Source organism: Serratia sp. CY31944 (genome assembly GCF_052169175.1).
Taxonomy (GTDB): domain Bacteria; phylum Pseudomonadota; class Gammaproteobacteria; order Enterobacterales; family Enterobacteriaceae; genus Serratia; species Serratia sarumanii.
The window spans coordinates 1-16,922 of the sequence record NZ_JBJNLG010000001.1 but is presented as its reverse complement, the minus strand read 5'-3'; the positions used below and the strand labels follow the sequence as shown (position 1 = coordinate 16,922).

Below are 16,922 nucleotides of genomic sequence, written 5' to 3'. Positions count from 1 at the left end.
TAAGAGTCAAAGGTTTAAAGAGTATGTTCTGTGCGCGCAATAATATCATCCTGCGCCTCAGGGGATAATGCGGTAAAGAAGGCGGAATAGCCAGCTACGCGAACCACTAAATCACGATATTGGTCAGGGTGTTGCTTCGCCGCCAGCAGCGTTTCGCGCGACACGATGTTGTACTGCACATGCCAGCCGCGATAGCTCTCGAAGAAGGTGCGCAACATCAGCATCAGCTTTTCCCGATCGCGCGGGTTGTCCAGCGTCGCCGGGTTCAGCTTTTGGTTGAGCAGCACGCCGCCGAGGATTGCCTCGGTAGGCAACTTGGCGAGCGAATTGAACACCGCGGTCGGCCCCAGGTGGTCGGTGCCGGACGCCGGGCTGGCGCCTTCCGCCAGCGGCTGGTGCGCCTTGCGCCCATCCGGGGTGGCGAGGGTGGCGGCGCCGAAGGGCACGTTGGCCGAGATAGACGAGGTGCCGGCGTAGTAGCCGCCGCCTATCGGCCCGCGGCCGAAGCGGGTGTTGCGATACTGCTTCAGTTCGTCGATGTAGGTTTGGTAGGCGCGCACCAGCAGCCGATCGACCTCGTCCACGTCGTTGCCGTATTTGGGCGCGGCGTTGAGCAGCCGCTGGCGCAGCTGTTCGCCATCCAGCCCGGCGAAGTCGTCGGCCAGCGCCGCCGCCAGCCGCTGCTGGCCGATCGCCCCTTGCTCGAACACCAGTTTGCGCACCGCCGCCAGGCTGTTGCCGAGGTTGGCGATGCCGACCTGCAGGCCGGAAACCCAGTCGTACTTGGCGCCGCCTTGCTTGATGCTTTTGCCGCGTTCGATGCAGTCATCCACCAGCGCGGAACAGAGAATATCGTGGGCGTTCTCCTCCAGCACGCTGTCCACCACGCATTCGATCTCAATTGACTTGCGCGTGTAGTAGCGGATTTGTCGGTCCCAGGCGGCCATCACCTGCTCGAAATCGGCGAAGTTTCCTTTGGACAGCGCCTGTTCCTGCGGCAGGAAAATCTGCCCGGAGGTGGCGTCGCGGCCCTGTTCCAGCGCCGCCAGCAGCACGCGGGCAAAGTTGATGAAGCTCATGCCGGTGCAGCGATAGCCCCATTTGCCGCCGACGGCGGTCTCGATGCAGCCGATGGCGGCATAGTCGTAGGCGTCCTGCGGTTCAACCCCCAGCTTGATGAACTCGGGAATGACGATTTCGTCGTTGTTGAACGCCGGCATGCCGAAGCCGCAGCGGATCACCTGCACGCAGGCGTCGAGGAAATCGGCGCTCATTCCTGCGTGGTAACGCACGCTGAGGTTGGGTTGGGTGGAGCGCAGGCGGCCGCAGGATTCGAGAATGGCGTAGGACAGCGGGTTAACCGCGTCGCACGGCCGGCCGTCGAGCAGCTTTTGGCCGCCGATGGTGACGTTCTGGTACAGCGGGCTGCCGGCGGAGGCCTTGGAGTGCGAGCCGGAGCGGATCTTGTTGACCTCCAGCAGCTTCAGCCAGCAACTGTGCAGCAGCTCGATGGCGTCTTCCCGCGCCAGGTTCTGCTCCAGCTCGACGTCGCGCCGATACCAGGGATAGAGATATTGGTCGAGGCGGCCGAAGGAAACCGAATGGCCGTTGGATTCGATCTGCAACGTCAGCTGGATGAAATAGCACAGCTGCAGCGCCTGCCAGAAGGTGTGCGGCGGGCGATGGGCGATCAGATCGCAGTTGTCTGCGATAGCCAGCAGCTCGGTGCGCCGCCAGTCGCGGGTTTCGCGCTGCGCCATGTCGCGCGCCAGGTGAGCGAAGCGCAGTATGTGTTCGCTCAGCGCCGCCAGCACGATGTCGATGGCGTTGAGAAACTGCGCTTTATGCAGATCTTCCCACTCGGTCAGGCGCAGGCGGCTGCGGCGCGCGTTCACCTTTTCACGCAGGCCGTCGAGGCCTAGTTCCAGCAGCAGCGGGAAGTTGACCGCCAGGTGGGCGTCGCCGGAGGTCATGTTGCCCTCGGCCTTGATGATGCCGGTGGCGAGCAGCGCCTTCTGTTCGTCGGTAAACATGCCATAGCAGCGATCCTGCACCGTTTGGCCGCGCCACCAGGGGCAAAGACGGTGCAAAATCGCCTTGTTCTCTTCGCTGACCGAGAAGCCGGCGCCCGGCCGGTCGGCCAACTGGTCGATCTCGTTTTCTATCCAGCCGACGGTGTATTCGGGGAAGATCGGCGCGGCGCGCAGCTCGCTGGCCTGGTTGCCGACGATCAGCTCGTCGTTGGCGATCCAGATGCTGCGCTTCGCCAGATGGTTGGCCAGCGCCAGCGCGCGGCGCACCGGCAGCGGCCGATCCTGATGCTGTTGATAGGCCTCGGTATAGTGCTGAGCGCGTTCGGTGCACACCGGCGGTTTGACGATGTGAATCAGCGCGTTCTTATGCGCCTGGATGCGGGCGCTGAGGGTGGTCAAATCCAACGTAGTCATGGCGTTATCCTCGCAAAATGGCGCTCAGGCCTTTGGCGCCGGCGTACGCTTCGGCGAAGGCCAGCAGATCGGGCGCGTCCAGCGGCGTGCGGGCGGCGCGGTAAGGTTCGCCGAGCAGGTGATACTTGTTGATGCCCAGCGTGTGGTACGGCAAAAAATGGATCTCCGACACGCCGATCTCGTCGGCGGCGAAGTCGACAATCGCGCGGACAGAATGGCGATCGGCATTGAAATCGGGGATCAGCGGCACGCGCACGGTCATTGGCACGCCGTGCGCCGCCAGCCGGCGGAAATTGTTCATCACCCGACGGGCGGAGCCGCCGGTCCAGGTTTTGAAACGCGCTTCATCGGTGTGTTTGAGATCGGCCAACAGCAAATCCAGCCAGGGCAACGAAGGGGCGATGTAACGCCACGGAACGTGCAGACAGGATTCGACAGCGGTGTGGATGCCGGCTTCGCGGCCGCGCCGCAGCAGCTCCGCCGCGACCTCCGGCTGCATAAAGGGTTCGCCGCCGGACAGCGTTACACCACCGCCGCTGCGCAGGTAGAAAGGCTTATCCCGCATCACCTCGGCCATGATATCGTCGAGGTTGACCGCGCTGCCGCACAGGCTGAGCGCGCCGGTCGGGCAGGCGGCGGCCAGCGCCGCATAGTCGTCTGCGCTGATGGCTTCGCGCCGCAGCGTCAGCGCGCCCTCGTCACGCTGCAGGCCTTGCGGGCAGCGCTCGGCGCACAGCGTACAGCCGCTCAGGCACAGGCGTTCGTCAAACAGCAGATCCGCGTGGCGCGAGCGGCTTTCGGGGTTCTGGCACCAGCGGCAGCTCAGCGGGCACCCTTTTAAAAAGACCACGCTGCGGATACCGGGGCCGTCATGGGTCGAGTAGCGCTGCAGATTGAAGAACATGAGTCACCCGTTTGGCGTTGCTGAATCTTTCGTCATTAAAGGTGTTTCGAATGAAAGTTGAATTGATTTTGGTCAAAGGTTGACGGGGTTTTTGCCCTATGATGATCAGAGTTTGAATCCGCCCACAGAACATGACACAGGAGTCCGTGATGGAGCTTTATCTCGATACCGCCGATGTGACGGCGGTAAAACGCCTGGCGCGCATTCTGCCGCTGCACGGCGTCACCACCAACCCAAGCATCGTGGCGAAGGAAGGCAAGCCGATCTGGGAAGTGCTGCCCGCGCTGCGCGACGCCCTCGGCGGCACCGGCAAGCTGTTCGCGCAGGTGATGGCGGCCGATGCGGAGCGCATGGTGGCGGAGGCCGCGCTGCTCAGCCAGCGCATACCGGGGCTGGTGGTCAAGATCCCCGCAACCGCCGAGGGGCTGGCGGCGATCAAGAAGCTTAAAACGATGTCCATCCCAACGCTGGGCACGGCGGTATACGGCGCCGGGCAGGGGCTGCTGGCGGCCTTGGCCGGGGCGGAATACGTGGCGCCTTACGTCAATCGGGTGGACGCGCAGGGCGGCGACGGCATCGAAATGGTGCACGAGCTGCAGCAGCTGCTGAGCCTGCACGCGCCGTCGGCGCAGGTGCTGGCCGCCAGCTTCAAAACGCCGCGCCAGGCGCTGGAATGCCTGCTGGCGGGCTGCCAGGCCATCACGCTGCCGGTGGATGTGGCGGAGCAGTTCCTCAGCGCGCCGGCGGTGCAGGCCGCGGTCGAGAAATTCGAACAGGATTGGCAGGGGGCGTTCGGCAGCAATTTGCTGGGCTGATAGCTGTCCGTCTCGTTTACTGATTTTCCTCCCGATCGACAATTAATTTTAAAGGATGGCGCATCATGGCGTCATCCTCCCGCCGTTTCGCCATTCTTCTCATGCCCGCCGCCTTCCTTATGGTTTTGTCAATCGCAGTGCCATAAAGCTGTTGATTTTTCCCCCTCGAAGCTCATAATTCGCCCAAGAGTGAGTTTTATTTACATTAATTTACTTAACTTATGATTTTGACCAAATAGATAACTATAAGTAACGGTGAGGAGCCAAGGATGCGCTCAGATTCAGATACTGCTCGTGCTTTACTTTATTCTATCCGCTGCGGGCTGTCGGGATTATTGATCGGCGTCGTACCCCTGTTTTCCGCTTCGGCGTCTACCAGCGATGGAATGGCGTCCATTGATGCCCGCGAACAGCAGCGCCAGCAGGAGCGCGAGCGCGCCCTGCAACAGCAAAATGCCCCACAGGCCGATGCGCGCCTTTCCCGTCCCGACGTTGTGCTGCCCGATTACCCAACCGATGAACGCCCTTGCTTCATCATCAATCGGCTAACGTTGGTCGGCGAGTCTGCCGATCGCTTTCAATGGGCGTTGAACGCCGCGGCGGATGCCAGGGGCCGCTGTCTGGGTAGCCAGGGCATTGTGCTTGCCATCAACAAGGTACAAAACGCCATACTGGCCAAGGGCTATGTCACCACACGCGTGATGGCGCAGGAGCAGGACTTGACCACGGGCGTATTGACGCTGACGCTGCAGCCGGGGCGTATCGGTGACATCCGCTTTGAGGAGCCGGTCTCCTGGCGTGGGCGGCTGTGGAACGCTATTCCGGCCTCACGCGGTGATATCCTCAACTTGCGTGATATCGAACAGGGGCTGGAGAACTTCAGGCGGGTGCCCAGCGCCAATGCCGATATTAAAATCGTACCCGGCGCCGAGGACGGAACCAGTGACCTGCAGGTCAACTGGCACGAAGGGCGCCCGGTGCGGCTCAGCCTGGGGCTGGACGACAGCGGCTCCAAAAGTACCGGGCGTTATCTCGGTTCGGCCACTCTGGCTATCGATGCGCCGTTTGCACAGAATGACCTGTTTTACGCCAACATCGGCAAGGATGTGTTTCAGCACGGGCCGTTCGGCAACCGTTCACATACGCTGAACTACTTTTTCCCGGTGGGATATTGGGCTTTCTCGGCCAATTACAACGACTACACCTATCACCAGAACATCCCCAACGCCAATGAGGTGCTGCGCTACAGCGGCAAGAGCGACAACATTCAGTTGACCGTCTCCCGGTTGCTGTACCGCGACCAGTCGCACAAGTTAACGCTCAACCTGCGCGGCTACCGCAAGCACTCGACTAACGCCGTGGACAACGTTGATATTGTGTCGCAAAAACGTCGGACCGCCGGCTGGGAGCTGGGGCTGAATCAGCGCAGCTACTTCGGTACCACTACGCTGGACGCCAATATCAACTGGCGCCGCGGCACCGGCGCATTCAATGCCCTGCCTGCCCCGGAAGAGTCGCGTCATGAAGGCAGCGCACGTACCGGCATTTTGCTCGGCGACCTGGGCATCAATCAGCCGTTCTCCTGGGGCGTTCAGCCCTGGCGGGTATATACCAGCGTAAGAGGCCAGTGGAGCCCGAACGCGCTGACGCCGCAGGAGCGGATGGCCATTGCCGGGCGTTACACGGTGCGTGGCTTTGACGGCGAACAGATGCTGTCCGGCGAAAAGGGCCTGCTATGGCGCAATGAAATCGCCTGGAACGTGTTTTCTCGCGGGCATGAATTGTATCTGGCCGCCGACTACGGCCGGGTGGACGGCCCAAACACCCGCCACTTGGTTGGCCATCAATTGGCGGGCAGCGCGCTCGGCGTGCGCGGCGCGCTGTGGGGGCGATTCAGCTATGACCTGTTTGCCGGCGTTCCGCTCTACAAGCCTGCGGGGTTCCACACCTCAGGCGCGACCGCGGGTTTTAGCGTAAATCTGGAAATCTGAACATCGCGATACCGGCAGCGTTGCTGCGCTGATCTGAACGGACTGACTTTTCTCACGGATGTGACCTATGAACAAACATTGCTATCGCCTTATCTTCAGCCGCACCCACGGGGAGTTGCGGGTGGTGTCCGAACTGGCCCGCAGCTGCAGCAGCGAGCCGGGGCAGCGCATCGGTTCAGGAATAACAGGTGGAAGTCGTCTGTGGGTCACCGTGCGTCGGTCAGTGTGGCTGCTTGGGCTGTTGATGTTCGCCGGCCCCGTCATGGCAGACGGCATTGTCGCGGACGGCGGTGCCAATCCTTCCCAGCGGCCGGAGGTCATCACTACCCAGAACGGCTTGCCGCAGGTCAACATCACCGCCCCCAACCAGGCTGGGGTTTCACATAATCAGTATCAGCAGTTCGACGTCGACGCCAAAGGCGCCATCCTCAACAACTCGGCGGTGATGACCGCGACCCAGATGGCCGGGATGATCCAGGGTAACCCTAATCTCAATCCCAATTCCGCGCCGGCTCGCGTCATCCTCAACGAAGTCAACAGCAACAATCCCAGCCAGCTGCGCGGTTTTATGGAAGTGGCCGGCGGCAAGGCGCAGGTGATTGTGGCCAACCCCGCCGGCATTGTCTGCAACGGCTGCGGCACCATCAACGCTGGGCGCATGACGCTGACCACCGGCAAACCGCAACTGAACGCCGATGGCAGCGTGGCGGGCTACCAGGTCGAGCGCGGCGTGTTGCGCATCGAGGGCGGTGGGCTCAACGGCGATACCCGTCATGATACCGAGTACGTCGACATTCTGGCGCGCGCGGTGGAGGTCAACGCCGGCGTCTGGGCTAAAGAAGGCGTGACGCTGGTGGCCGGTCGTAACCGCGTGAGCGCGGACGGTAAAACCGCCGCGCCGCTTTCGGACGACGGCAGTGCCAGGCCTGAGCTTGCCATCGACATGGGGCAGATGGGCGGCATGTACAGCGGCAGTATCCGCATGATCGGCACCGAAGCCGGCGTCGGCGTGCGTAACCAGGGCGGACAGGTCCGGGCGGGCAAAACGCTCACCGTGAGCAGCGAAGGCAAGCTCAGTTGGCGCTCTGATGCGCCGGATGCGGCCACCCAGGCCGGCGGCGATATTCAATTGGCGGCAAAAGGCGACATCGAGACGCACGGCAAAGTGTATAGCGGTGGCCAACTGGCCGTGCAGAGTCGCGAGGGAATGTTGACGCAGTCCGGTACGCTGGCGGCGGCCGGGAATGTGCACCTGAACGCCGCGCGCGGCATCCAAAGCAGCGGCCACCTGCTGGCGGGCAGTAATGTCGAAAGCGCGCTGGTCCATGATGCCAATCTGCAGCTTGATAGCCAGGGCGATATCCGCGCCAGTGGCAGTCTGCTCGGTAAAAAGAACGTCAACGCGTCCGGGCGCCGGGTGGATATCAGCGGCGCGCAGGTTGCGGCCGGCCGCACCGCGCTGGCGGCCCGCGAGGGCGGCGTGGCCTTGCGCCAGTCCACCGTAGACAGCGGTGAGCTGGCCGTGAGCACGAAGGGAAATGTGGATGCGCAGCAGGCCAAGGTCAAGGCCGGGCGCTGGGCGGTCGATGCTGACAACCTGTTCAACCAACAGGCTACCTGGTCTCAGACCGGTGATGGTGAAAGCCGTTTCACCCTGGCAGGCGCGCTGGATAACAGTGACGGCACCATCGAGACGCAGAGCCTCCGGCTTTCGGCCGGTCAGTTAGTCAATCAGCGCGGTCGCCTGGTGGCGTTGGGGGAAACGGCGCAGCACTGGCGAGTGGGTGGCCTGCTCGACAATGGCGGTGGCACGATGGGCAGCAACGGAGCTCTTCGCCTCGACGCCGGCCGCCTCGATAACCAGCGCGGCACGATAAAAACCCAGGCGGGGCTCACGCTCCATGCTGATGGCGCGGTGAATAATGCCGGCGGCAACCTGCTGGCGGGGAACGGCCTGGCGCTTGAGGCAGGTAGCGATCTGAATAACCAGTCCGGCACCCTGAGCGGCGATGACGTGCGTCTGGCGGTACAACGGCTGGATAACGCGCAGGGGCAGGTCATCGGCCAGGGAAATCTCGAAATGACGGCCGGCCGCCTGGATAACCAACGCGGCCTGATTGGCGCCGGCAAGGCGCTGAATGTGCACGCCGGCGACTGGGACAACCGTGGCGGCACGGCGCAAGGTGAAACGGCCGTCACGGCAACGGCGAGCAATCTCAACAACGACGGCGGTAAGCTGCTTTCAGGCCATACATCAACCCTGCAGACCTCGGGCAACGCCACCAACCGCGGCGGTGAAATCAGTGCTACGGTGCTGACGGTGCAGTCAGACCGTCTCGACAACAAGCAGGGCAAGGTGATTGGCCGACAACGGCTTAACCTGCATGCCCGTCAGGGGCTGGACAACACGCAGGGGCTGCTGGGCGCCGATGAGATGCTGACGGTGAGCAGTGAGGGCGAGCTGAGCAATCATCACGGTAGGGTGCAGGGGAATGGGCAAACCACGGTGTCAGCGCGAGACATCCGCAACGAGGCCGGCAAGCTGCTGGGCGGACAGAGACTCTCTCTCACTGCGTCGGGTGTGCTTGGCAACCGCGAGGGGGAAATCAGCGGCGAGTCGCTCACGCTAACGGCGCAGCGCCTCGATAACGCTCAGGGCAAGGTGGTCGCCAGGCAGGATGCGAACCTGACGGCGAAGCAAGGGTTGAGCAACGCCGCCGGCTGGCTTGAAGGCGGCAGCGCACTCGCCGTCAACACCGATGGCGATTGGGACAATCAGGGCGGCACCGCACAAGGTGGCCGGCAGGTCACCGCCAACGCGCAGTCGCTCGACAATACCGGCGGGCGGCTGCAGTCCGGCGGAGGCCTGACGCTGGATGCGACTGGCAATATCCTCAACCGTTCCGGCAAACTGACCGCGCAGCAGGCCCTTGCCGTTAACGGCGGAGCAGGCAGCCTGTTCGATAATGACGGCGGCTCCCTGCAGAGCGGCGGCGATCTGTCTCTGCAGGGAGGCCAGTTGACCAACCGCGCCGCAGGGGTGGTGCTGGGCGGCCAGGCGCTTTCTCTGAATCTGGCGGGGGGCTGGGATAACCAAAACGGCACCTTGACCGGCAATGGCCGCACGCAGGTGCGCGCCGCCAGTCTGCTCAATGCTCAGGGCGCCATCAACGCGCTGGATAGCCTGGACATGCAGTTCACCGGCATACTGGATAACCGCCAGGGGCGTGTTTTCAGTCAATCGTCTCAGGTGTTGCAGGCACAGGATATCGTCAACACGCAGGGCTGGATGGGCAGCCTGGGGAGCTGGCGGGCCATCAGCGGCGGTTTTGACAATACGCAGGGCAGCGTACAGAGCCGGCAGGAAACACAGCTTACGGCTGACTGGTTGGATAACGCCCGGGGCGTGATGCAATCGGCGCAAAACCTGGCGCTGCGCATCAAACAGGATATCGATAACCGCAGCGGTAAGGTCTCGGCGCAGGGGCAACTGACCGTACAAGGGGCCGCTGACGGCGAGCACGCCGGCGCCATCAATAACACCGGCGGCGAATGGCTGGCGGGCCAGGCGCTGACTATCGCCGCCCGCAGCCTTGATAACGTCCAGGCGGGGCAACTCTACAGCCAGAAGCAGCTGCGGCTCAATTTGAACGGCGGGCTGGACAACCGCGGCGGGAAAATACAGGGCGGCGATGCGCTGGCGCTTGATGCGCAGGCGCTGAATAATGCCGGCGGGACGATAGACGGCCAGCAACGCGTGGCGCTGCGCATTCTTGGTTTGCTGGAAAATACCGGCGGTGCAGTGCGCAGCAATGGCGGGCAAGAGGTGTCGGCCGCCGGTATCAATAATACACGCGGCGTATTCAGCAGCCGCGGCGGCATCGCGGTGGCATCAAAGCAGCTGGATAATACCGGTGGTACGCTCATCAGTCAGGGGGCGGGCACCTACCGACTCGACCGGCTTAACAATCAGCATGGCAAGGTGCACAGCGGCGACGCGCTCACGCTTGAGGGGGCGCAGGTCAACAACCGGGGTGGGCAATTAGTGTCAACCCAGGGGCTGGCGCTCAAGGCCGGGACGCTCGATAACAGCGGTCAGGGCACGCTCAGCAGCCAGGCGGAACTGGATGTGCAGGCCGAGCGCCTGAACAATCGCGATGGCGGGTTGATACTGAGCACCACGCGCACCGATATCACCTCTCGTGATATCGACAATACCGCAGGCCGCCTGCAGAGTAGCGGCCAGATGACCCTCTCGGGGGTCACGCAGCTGGACAACCGCCAGGGGCGGATCCTGGCCAACGGCAACCTCAATATCAATACTGACCGGTCACGGACCGACTCGCCGCTGGCGCTGCTCAACCAGGGCGGGCGAGTGGAGAGCGCCGGGCAACTTACCTTGCATGCGCGTACCTTGGATAATCAGAACGGTACCCTGCTGGGGCTGCAGGCGCTGACGCTGTCCGCGCAGCAGGACTACACCCATCAGGCCGGCGAAACGATCAGCAGTAACGGTACGGTGACGTTCTCCCTGAGCGGCGCCTTCACCAACCTGGCGGATTGGTTGCTGCCCGGCAAGCTGGCGCTCCATGCGGCCAGCATCACCAATCCGGCGGCGCTGGTGGGCAAAACGCTGCAGCTGACGACCGGAGCCTTGCAAAACACCGGGCGCCTTGAGGCGGACAGCATGGCGCTGAACGTCGATACCCTGGACAACGCCGCGGCGCTGATGGGCGACGACATCACCGTGAACGGGCGCATTATCGACAACCACGGTGCGCCTGCGGTGATGGCGGCGACCCACAGCCTGACGGTGCAGGCCGGTGAGCGGCTGACCAACCGGGAGGGCGCGCTGATTTACAGCGCCGACCGTCTGCACCTGCACAGCGATGACCTGATTGAAAACCGGGCCAGCTTTATCGAAGCGGACGGTGACGCCACCGTGGAAGCGCGTCGCCTGAACAACCTGCGCGAAGGGCTGGTGATTGAGCGTAACGCCGAGAAGAGCGACTACAAATGGCACCGCTACAACTACTACTGGCGCTCCTACGGTTCAAAGGTCAATCCCGATAAAATCACCATGGCGCCGACCACCCAACAGCTGACCTATCAGGATGACGCGGCGGCGCAAACCAACCGCTACGGCACACTGCTGGCCATTGATGCGGCGGGCAAGCGCGCACAGGTGCGGGTCAAGGACAATAAGGGCCAATTGACCGACCTGTGGGTCAACTACCTGGCGCTCAAGCCGAATGCCGATGGCAGCTATGCGATGACGTTCTATGAAACGCGTGGGGGCAATCAGCTGGCGACCATTCCGACGCCTTATCAAAACGGCTTCCATTGGGAGCACGACTGGACGCAGGTGATGACCTGGGATCCCGAAAAGCATGTCGATATCGACAGCGCGCCGTTCATCACCGATTACAACAACTTCCGCGAACGTACCGAGAGCGGCACGGTGACGCGCGACAAGCTGGTGAGTGAGGGGATCGGCGCGCGTATTCTGGCCGGCGGCAACATGGTGCTGCGCATCACGGGAACGTTGCTCAATGACGCCAGCGTCATTACGGCCAACGGCAACCTGACGCAGGACGGCGGCGGCAGCGTGGACAACCGCGGTTACTCGGTTAACGAGCGGCGTCAGGCGGCTATCGTTGACCATTATGACAAGGACACGCATCACTGGTACCCCACGTTCAACCGGGACGAAACCACGGCGCTGGCGACCGTTGACGGGCTGATCACCGGCAATGGCACGGTCACCATCAACGGAGCCCGTATCACCAACACCACGGTCAATCAGGCGCAAATCAGTCAACTGGATGCGGCGTTAAAGGCGGTGGATGCCGAACGCGCCGAGCTTGAGCGCAATCCGCTGGCCTTCACGGTAGAGGGCGCTGCCCGACCTGACGGCGATACGACGCTGGCGCCGGGCGAGCAAATGACAAGACCGGGCGCCACGCCGTCCTCGCCGCTGGGGCGCCCACTGCTGCCGTCTGAGCTGGCGCTGACGCAGTTACAGCATCTGGGCAATGTGGCCACCGCCATCCCCAATAACGGCTTGTTTAGTCAACATACGGCGATCGGCAGCCCGTTCCTGGTGGTAACCGATGAACGCTTTACCCGCCGCGACAACTTTATCAGCAGCGACTACATGCTCGAGCGCGTAGGGTATGACCCCGCGCAGGCCCATAAGCGCCTGGGGGACGGCTTTTACGAGCAGCGTCTGGTGCGCGAGCAGGTGCTGGCGCTGACCGGCAAACCGTCCGTCAAGGGCTGGGATGCGATGGAGCAGTACCAGCAACTGATGAACAACGGCAGCAAAGTCGCCCAGGACTTCCATCTGGTGCCGGGCGTGGCGTTGACGCCGGAGCAGATTGCGGCGCTGCAACAGGATATCGTCTGGCTGGTGAGCGAGACGGTGCAAACGGAAGGCGGCCCGCAAACGGTGTGGGTGCCGAAGGTGTATCTGGCACAGACTACGCTGCGCCTGACCGGCGATGGCGCGCTAATTGGCGGCGGCGACCTGCAACTCTCGGCAAACAGCATCACCAATGCCGGCAACCTGTTTGCCGAAAAAGCCCTGACGGTTGACGCCGGGCAGTTCCTGCATCAGGGCGGCGACGTCAGGGCAGGCAGCATTGACGTGCAGGCAGACAGTCTGGCCATGAGCACTAACCTGCAGGACGCGCTGCGCCAGGCGACCATGAGCGCCGGCGACATTCGCCTGCGCGGCACCGATATCACGCTCACCGGAGCGAAACTGGATGCGACCGATACGCTCAGCCTGAGCGCGCGTAACGATCTGACCATCACCGCCGCGAAAAGCAGCCATACCGCCGATCTTGAGGTTATCTCCGGTTCAATGGGTAACCGCACCCGCGGCGGCACGGAAGCGGCAGGCTCCCGGATGGCGCACGTCAGCGGCGAATGGCAGCAGGCTCTGGGGAGTGAGCTTAACGCCGGCGGCAACCTCACGCTCAATGCCGGGCGAGACGTCACGTTCACGGGCAGCCAGGCCAGCGCCGCCGGCAGCACCCGCGTGCAGGCCGGCGGCGATATCAACATCAGGGCCGAAAGCACCACCAACACCACGCACCTGGACGCCAACAGCCGTACTTCATCAGTCAGCAACGACCGCCAGGAAGAGCGCCTGACAGTAAGCGCACTCGGCGGAGACCAGGGCGTCACCCTGGTGGCGGGCAACCGCCTGTTGGCCGAAGGCGCGCAGATTGACAGTAAAGAGGGGCGTATTGGCGTCAGCGCGCGGGACGTGACCATTAAAGACGCGCGTACCCGCACGCAAGATCTGGACAGCGAAAACAAGCGCGAAGGCAAAACCAAGAGCCATCGCGAAGAGCAAACCGAGCGCGAAATCAGCACCGGCAGCACCTTCAGCGGGCGCGAGGGTGTGACCGTGATCGGGCGTGAAGGCGACGTCACGGTTACCGGCAGCGCCCTGCACAGTGACCAGGGCGCCATCGCCCTGCAGGCGAAGCAGGATGTGACCCTCAATACCGCCACCGAACGCGAGTCGGCCCTCAGTGAAGAGCGGTCACAGAAAAAAGGTTTCCTGAAAAAAAGCAGTAGCCACAGCATGGCGCATGACGCCACCACACGCGAGAAAGGCAGTCTGCTCAGCGGCAACAGCGTCAGCGTCAGCGCCGGCAACGATCTGACGGTCACCGGCTCGGCCATTGCCGCCGACCAGGACGTGAACCTGCAGGCCGGCCGTAACGTCGACATCGGCGCGGCCACCGAGACCGACACGCATTACCGGCTGGAAGAGAAGAAAAAAAGCGGCCTGCTGGGCAGCGGCGGCATCGGCTTCACCATTGGCAAACAGTCGAGCAAACACGAAATCGACGAGAAAGGCCGGACCCAAAGCCAAAGCGTCAGCACCGTCGGCAGCAGTCAGGGCAGCGTCAACGTCACGGCGGGCAACCAACTGCACATCGGCGGCGCCGATCTGGTGGCGGCCAAGGATCTGGCTCTTACCGGCGACAGCGTGACTATCGATCCCGGCGTTGATGCGCGCACGCGTAAAGAGACCTACGAGCAGAAGCAGAGCGGCCTAAGCGTGGCGCTGTCGGGCACCGTGGGCGGCGCACTCAACACCGCCGTCAGCTCGGCGCAGCAGGCGCGAAAAGAAGGCGATGGGCGCCTGAACGCGCTGCAAAACACCAAGGCGGCGCTGTCCGGCGTGCAGGCTGCACAGGCCTGGGAGCGGGATAATGCGCTGACCGCCTCGGCGGAGGCGAAAAACGCCGCTGCCGGCTTGCAGCCGGGGGACGAAGGTGCGGCGCAGGGCGCCACCAATACGGTGGGTATCAGCGCCTCCTACGGCAGCCAATCGTCGAAGAGCGAAACCCGCACCGACAGCCGCCAGTCGCAGGGCAGCACGCTCACCGCCGGGCAAAACCTGTCGATAACGGCGAGCGGCAAGAACCACAACGCGCAAAGTGGCGATATCGTCGTCACCGGCAGCCAGCTGAAAGCGGGCAAAGATCTGTCGCTCGATGCGGCGCGGGACATTACCCTGCAGTCGGCGCAGAACCGCGAAAGCACCGTCGGCAAAAACAGCAGCAAAGGCGGCAACGTCGGTGTCGGCATCGGCGCAGGCTCTGGCGGTTATGGCATCAGCGTCTCGGCCGGCGTCAATGCCGGCAAGGGGCATGAGAACGGCAACGGCCTGACGCATGCCGAAACCACCCTGGATGCCGGCAGTAATCTCAAGGTGACCAGCGGCCGCGACACCCGGCTTACCGGCGCGCAGGCCAGCGGAGAAAAAGTCACCGTCGACGTGGGCCGTAACCTGGCGCTGGAAAGCCAGCAGGACAGCGACCGTTATGATGCCAAACAGCAAAACGCCAGCGCGGGCGGCAGCTTCACCTTCGGCTCGATGACCGGCTCAGCCAACGTGAGCGCCAGCAAGGACAAACTGCACAGCAACTTCGACTCGGTAAAAGAGCAGACCGGGCTGTTTGCCGGCCAAGGCGGGTATGACGTCAAGGTCAAAGAACATACCCAGCTCGACGGCGCTGTGATTGCAAGCCAAGCTGACAAGGAGAAAAACCGCCTCGATACCGGCACTTTGGGCTGGACGGACATCCACAACCAGGCGGACTACAGCGCGACGCACAGCGGCGGGTCATTCAGCACCGGCGGGCCGGTGGGCAAGGATCTGCTGACCAACATGGCCGGCGGCATGCTGTCGGGCGCCAACCACAGCGGGCACGCCGAGGGCACGACAAAGGCCGGGGTTAGCGAAGGTACGCTGATAGTTCGCGACACCGGCAAACAGCAGCAGGATGTGGCGCAGCTGAACCGGGATACCGAGCATGCCAACGCCGGCAGCATCAGCCCGATATTCAACAAGGAGAAGGAGCAAAACCGGCTCAAGCAGGCGCAGTTGATTGGGGAGATTGGCGGCCAGGCGATGGACGTCATCCGCACGCAGGGCGATATCGCCGGGCTGAAGGCACAGAAAGACCCGGCGGCGCTGGCGCAGGCCAGGGAACAGCTTGAGAAGAGCGGCAAACCAACGAACGAAGCGGCGGTGATGCAGCAGGCATACGACAACGCGATGCGGCAATACGGCACCGGCAGCGACCTGCAGAAGGCGGCGCAGGCGGTAACGGGGGCGCTGACGGCACTGGCGGGCAATAACCTGGCGGGTGCGCTGGCGAGCAGTGCCTCGCCGTATCTGGCGACGGAAATCAAGAAACTGACCACCAATCCGCTGACCGGTGAAGTCGACGTTGCTGCCAACACAATGGCGCATGCAGTGCTGGGCGCGGTGACGGCGCAGTTGAACAACCAGTCGGCCGCGGCAGGGGGACTGGGCGCGGGGGGCGGTGAACTGGCGGCGCGCTACATTGCCGGGCAGCTGTTCCCGGGCAAGACGGCGCAGCAGCTGAGCGAAAGTGAGAAACAGCAGGTGAGCGCGCTGAGCCAGCTGGCCGCAGGGCTTGCAGGCGGGCTGGCGACGGGGGATACTGCGGGAGCGGTGACCGGCGGGCAGGCAGGGAAGAATGCGGTAGAGAATAACTCGTTGTCAGGAGATAAGGCGCGGGAGTCTGTTAAACAGGCCGCCGAGTCTCTGAAAAATCAGGTTAGGGAAAAGCTGGGTGAAGGCACCACTTCTGCTATCGCGAACGCCATTATCAATGGCCTTGCTGATACAGGTGATGCTGCACTAGGCTCGGCGGACTACGCCGCTGATGCTGCAATGGCACTGGCTTCATGTGCTGCGGGCGACAGCTACTGCAGCAAGGCGATGAGCGACCTGGCCGGGAAGAATCAGGCAGTGGCGGATACCGTTACTGCCCTGATGCAAAGTGAAACCTGGTCAGCGGTGAAAGACACGTTAGTTCAGGCATCTGAAGGGAATCAGGCAGCGCTGGAAGCAACAGGAGGGTTGATTGCTGGAATCATCCTTCCAGGTAAGAAAGTTCCATATGTTCCTAATGCTGGCTCTGTCGGAAATATGGGGGAGTTCTTTAAGCAGGCTGGTTTTGGTGTCTTGGCAAAAGATAGTTCACAGAAAACAAGCAAAATTTATCAAGGACAAACAGTTTATAAAGCTTCTAGTAACATCAGTGATGAGATCCGTAAGGGAGATCAATTTTATCTGGATGCTAGCCATAAAAATCATCTTGAAGTTTTTGATAGCAAAGGTAACTTTAGAGTTGTTTTAAATCTGGATGGCTCAGTTAATGTAGATAAAACAAAAAGTGCTGCTACTGAAGGACGGAAATTA

The 16,922-nt window shown here is 62.5% G+C and carries 5 protein-coding genes; 3 read left to right on the top strand and 2 right to left on the bottom strand.

Translation table 11 applies throughout. From position 1 onward, the window contains the following. Nucleotides 1–14: 14 nt before the first annotated feature. Together ACJ8IN_RS00025 and ACJ8IN_RS00020 are read right to left on the bottom strand one after the other, a co-directional pair. Entirely contained in the window at nucleotides 15–2,447 is a 2,433-nt protein-coding gene (locus ACJ8IN_RS00025) for a formate C-acetyltransferase/glycerol dehydratase family glycyl radical enzyme (RefSeq protein ID WP_060420996.1), read from the bottom strand. Between the two features lie 4 nt (nucleotides 2,448–2,451). Then, nucleotides 2,452–3,351: a glycyl-radical enzyme activating protein gene (locus tag ACJ8IN_RS00020; RefSeq protein WP_049232979.1), complete on the bottom strand. Its 900-nt coding sequence runs from the start codon at nucleotides 3,349–3,351 to the stop codon at nucleotides 2,452–2,454. A 149-nt stretch (nucleotides 3,352–3,500) separates the two neighbouring features. On the opposite strand from ACJ8IN_RS00020, the gene fsa reads away from it, so the two are divergent. From fsa to ACJ8IN_RS00005, 3 genes are all read left to right on the top strand, one after another. Then, the gene (gene fsa / locus ACJ8IN_RS00015; protein ID WP_161764419.1) at nucleotides 3,501–4,166 is read left to right on the top strand and encodes a fructose-6-phosphate aldolase; all 666 of its coding nucleotides are present in this window, start codon (nucleotides 3,501–3,503) and stop codon (nucleotides 4,164–4,166) included. Nucleotides 4,167–4,435: 269 nt separating this feature from the next. After that, nucleotides 4,436–6,157, top strand: a complete 1,722-nt coding sequence (locus tag ACJ8IN_RS00010; RefSeq protein WP_060428155.1) for a ShlB/FhaC/HecB family hemolysin secretion/activation protein — start codon at nucleotides 4,436–4,438, stop codon at nucleotides 6,155–6,157. Between the two features lie 67 nt (nucleotides 6,158–6,224). Continuing rightward, a partial coding sequence (locus ACJ8IN_RS00005; protein ID WP_442519477.1) for a hemagglutinin repeat-containing protein occupies nucleotides 6,225–16,922 on the top strand: 10,698 nt, incomplete at its 3' end.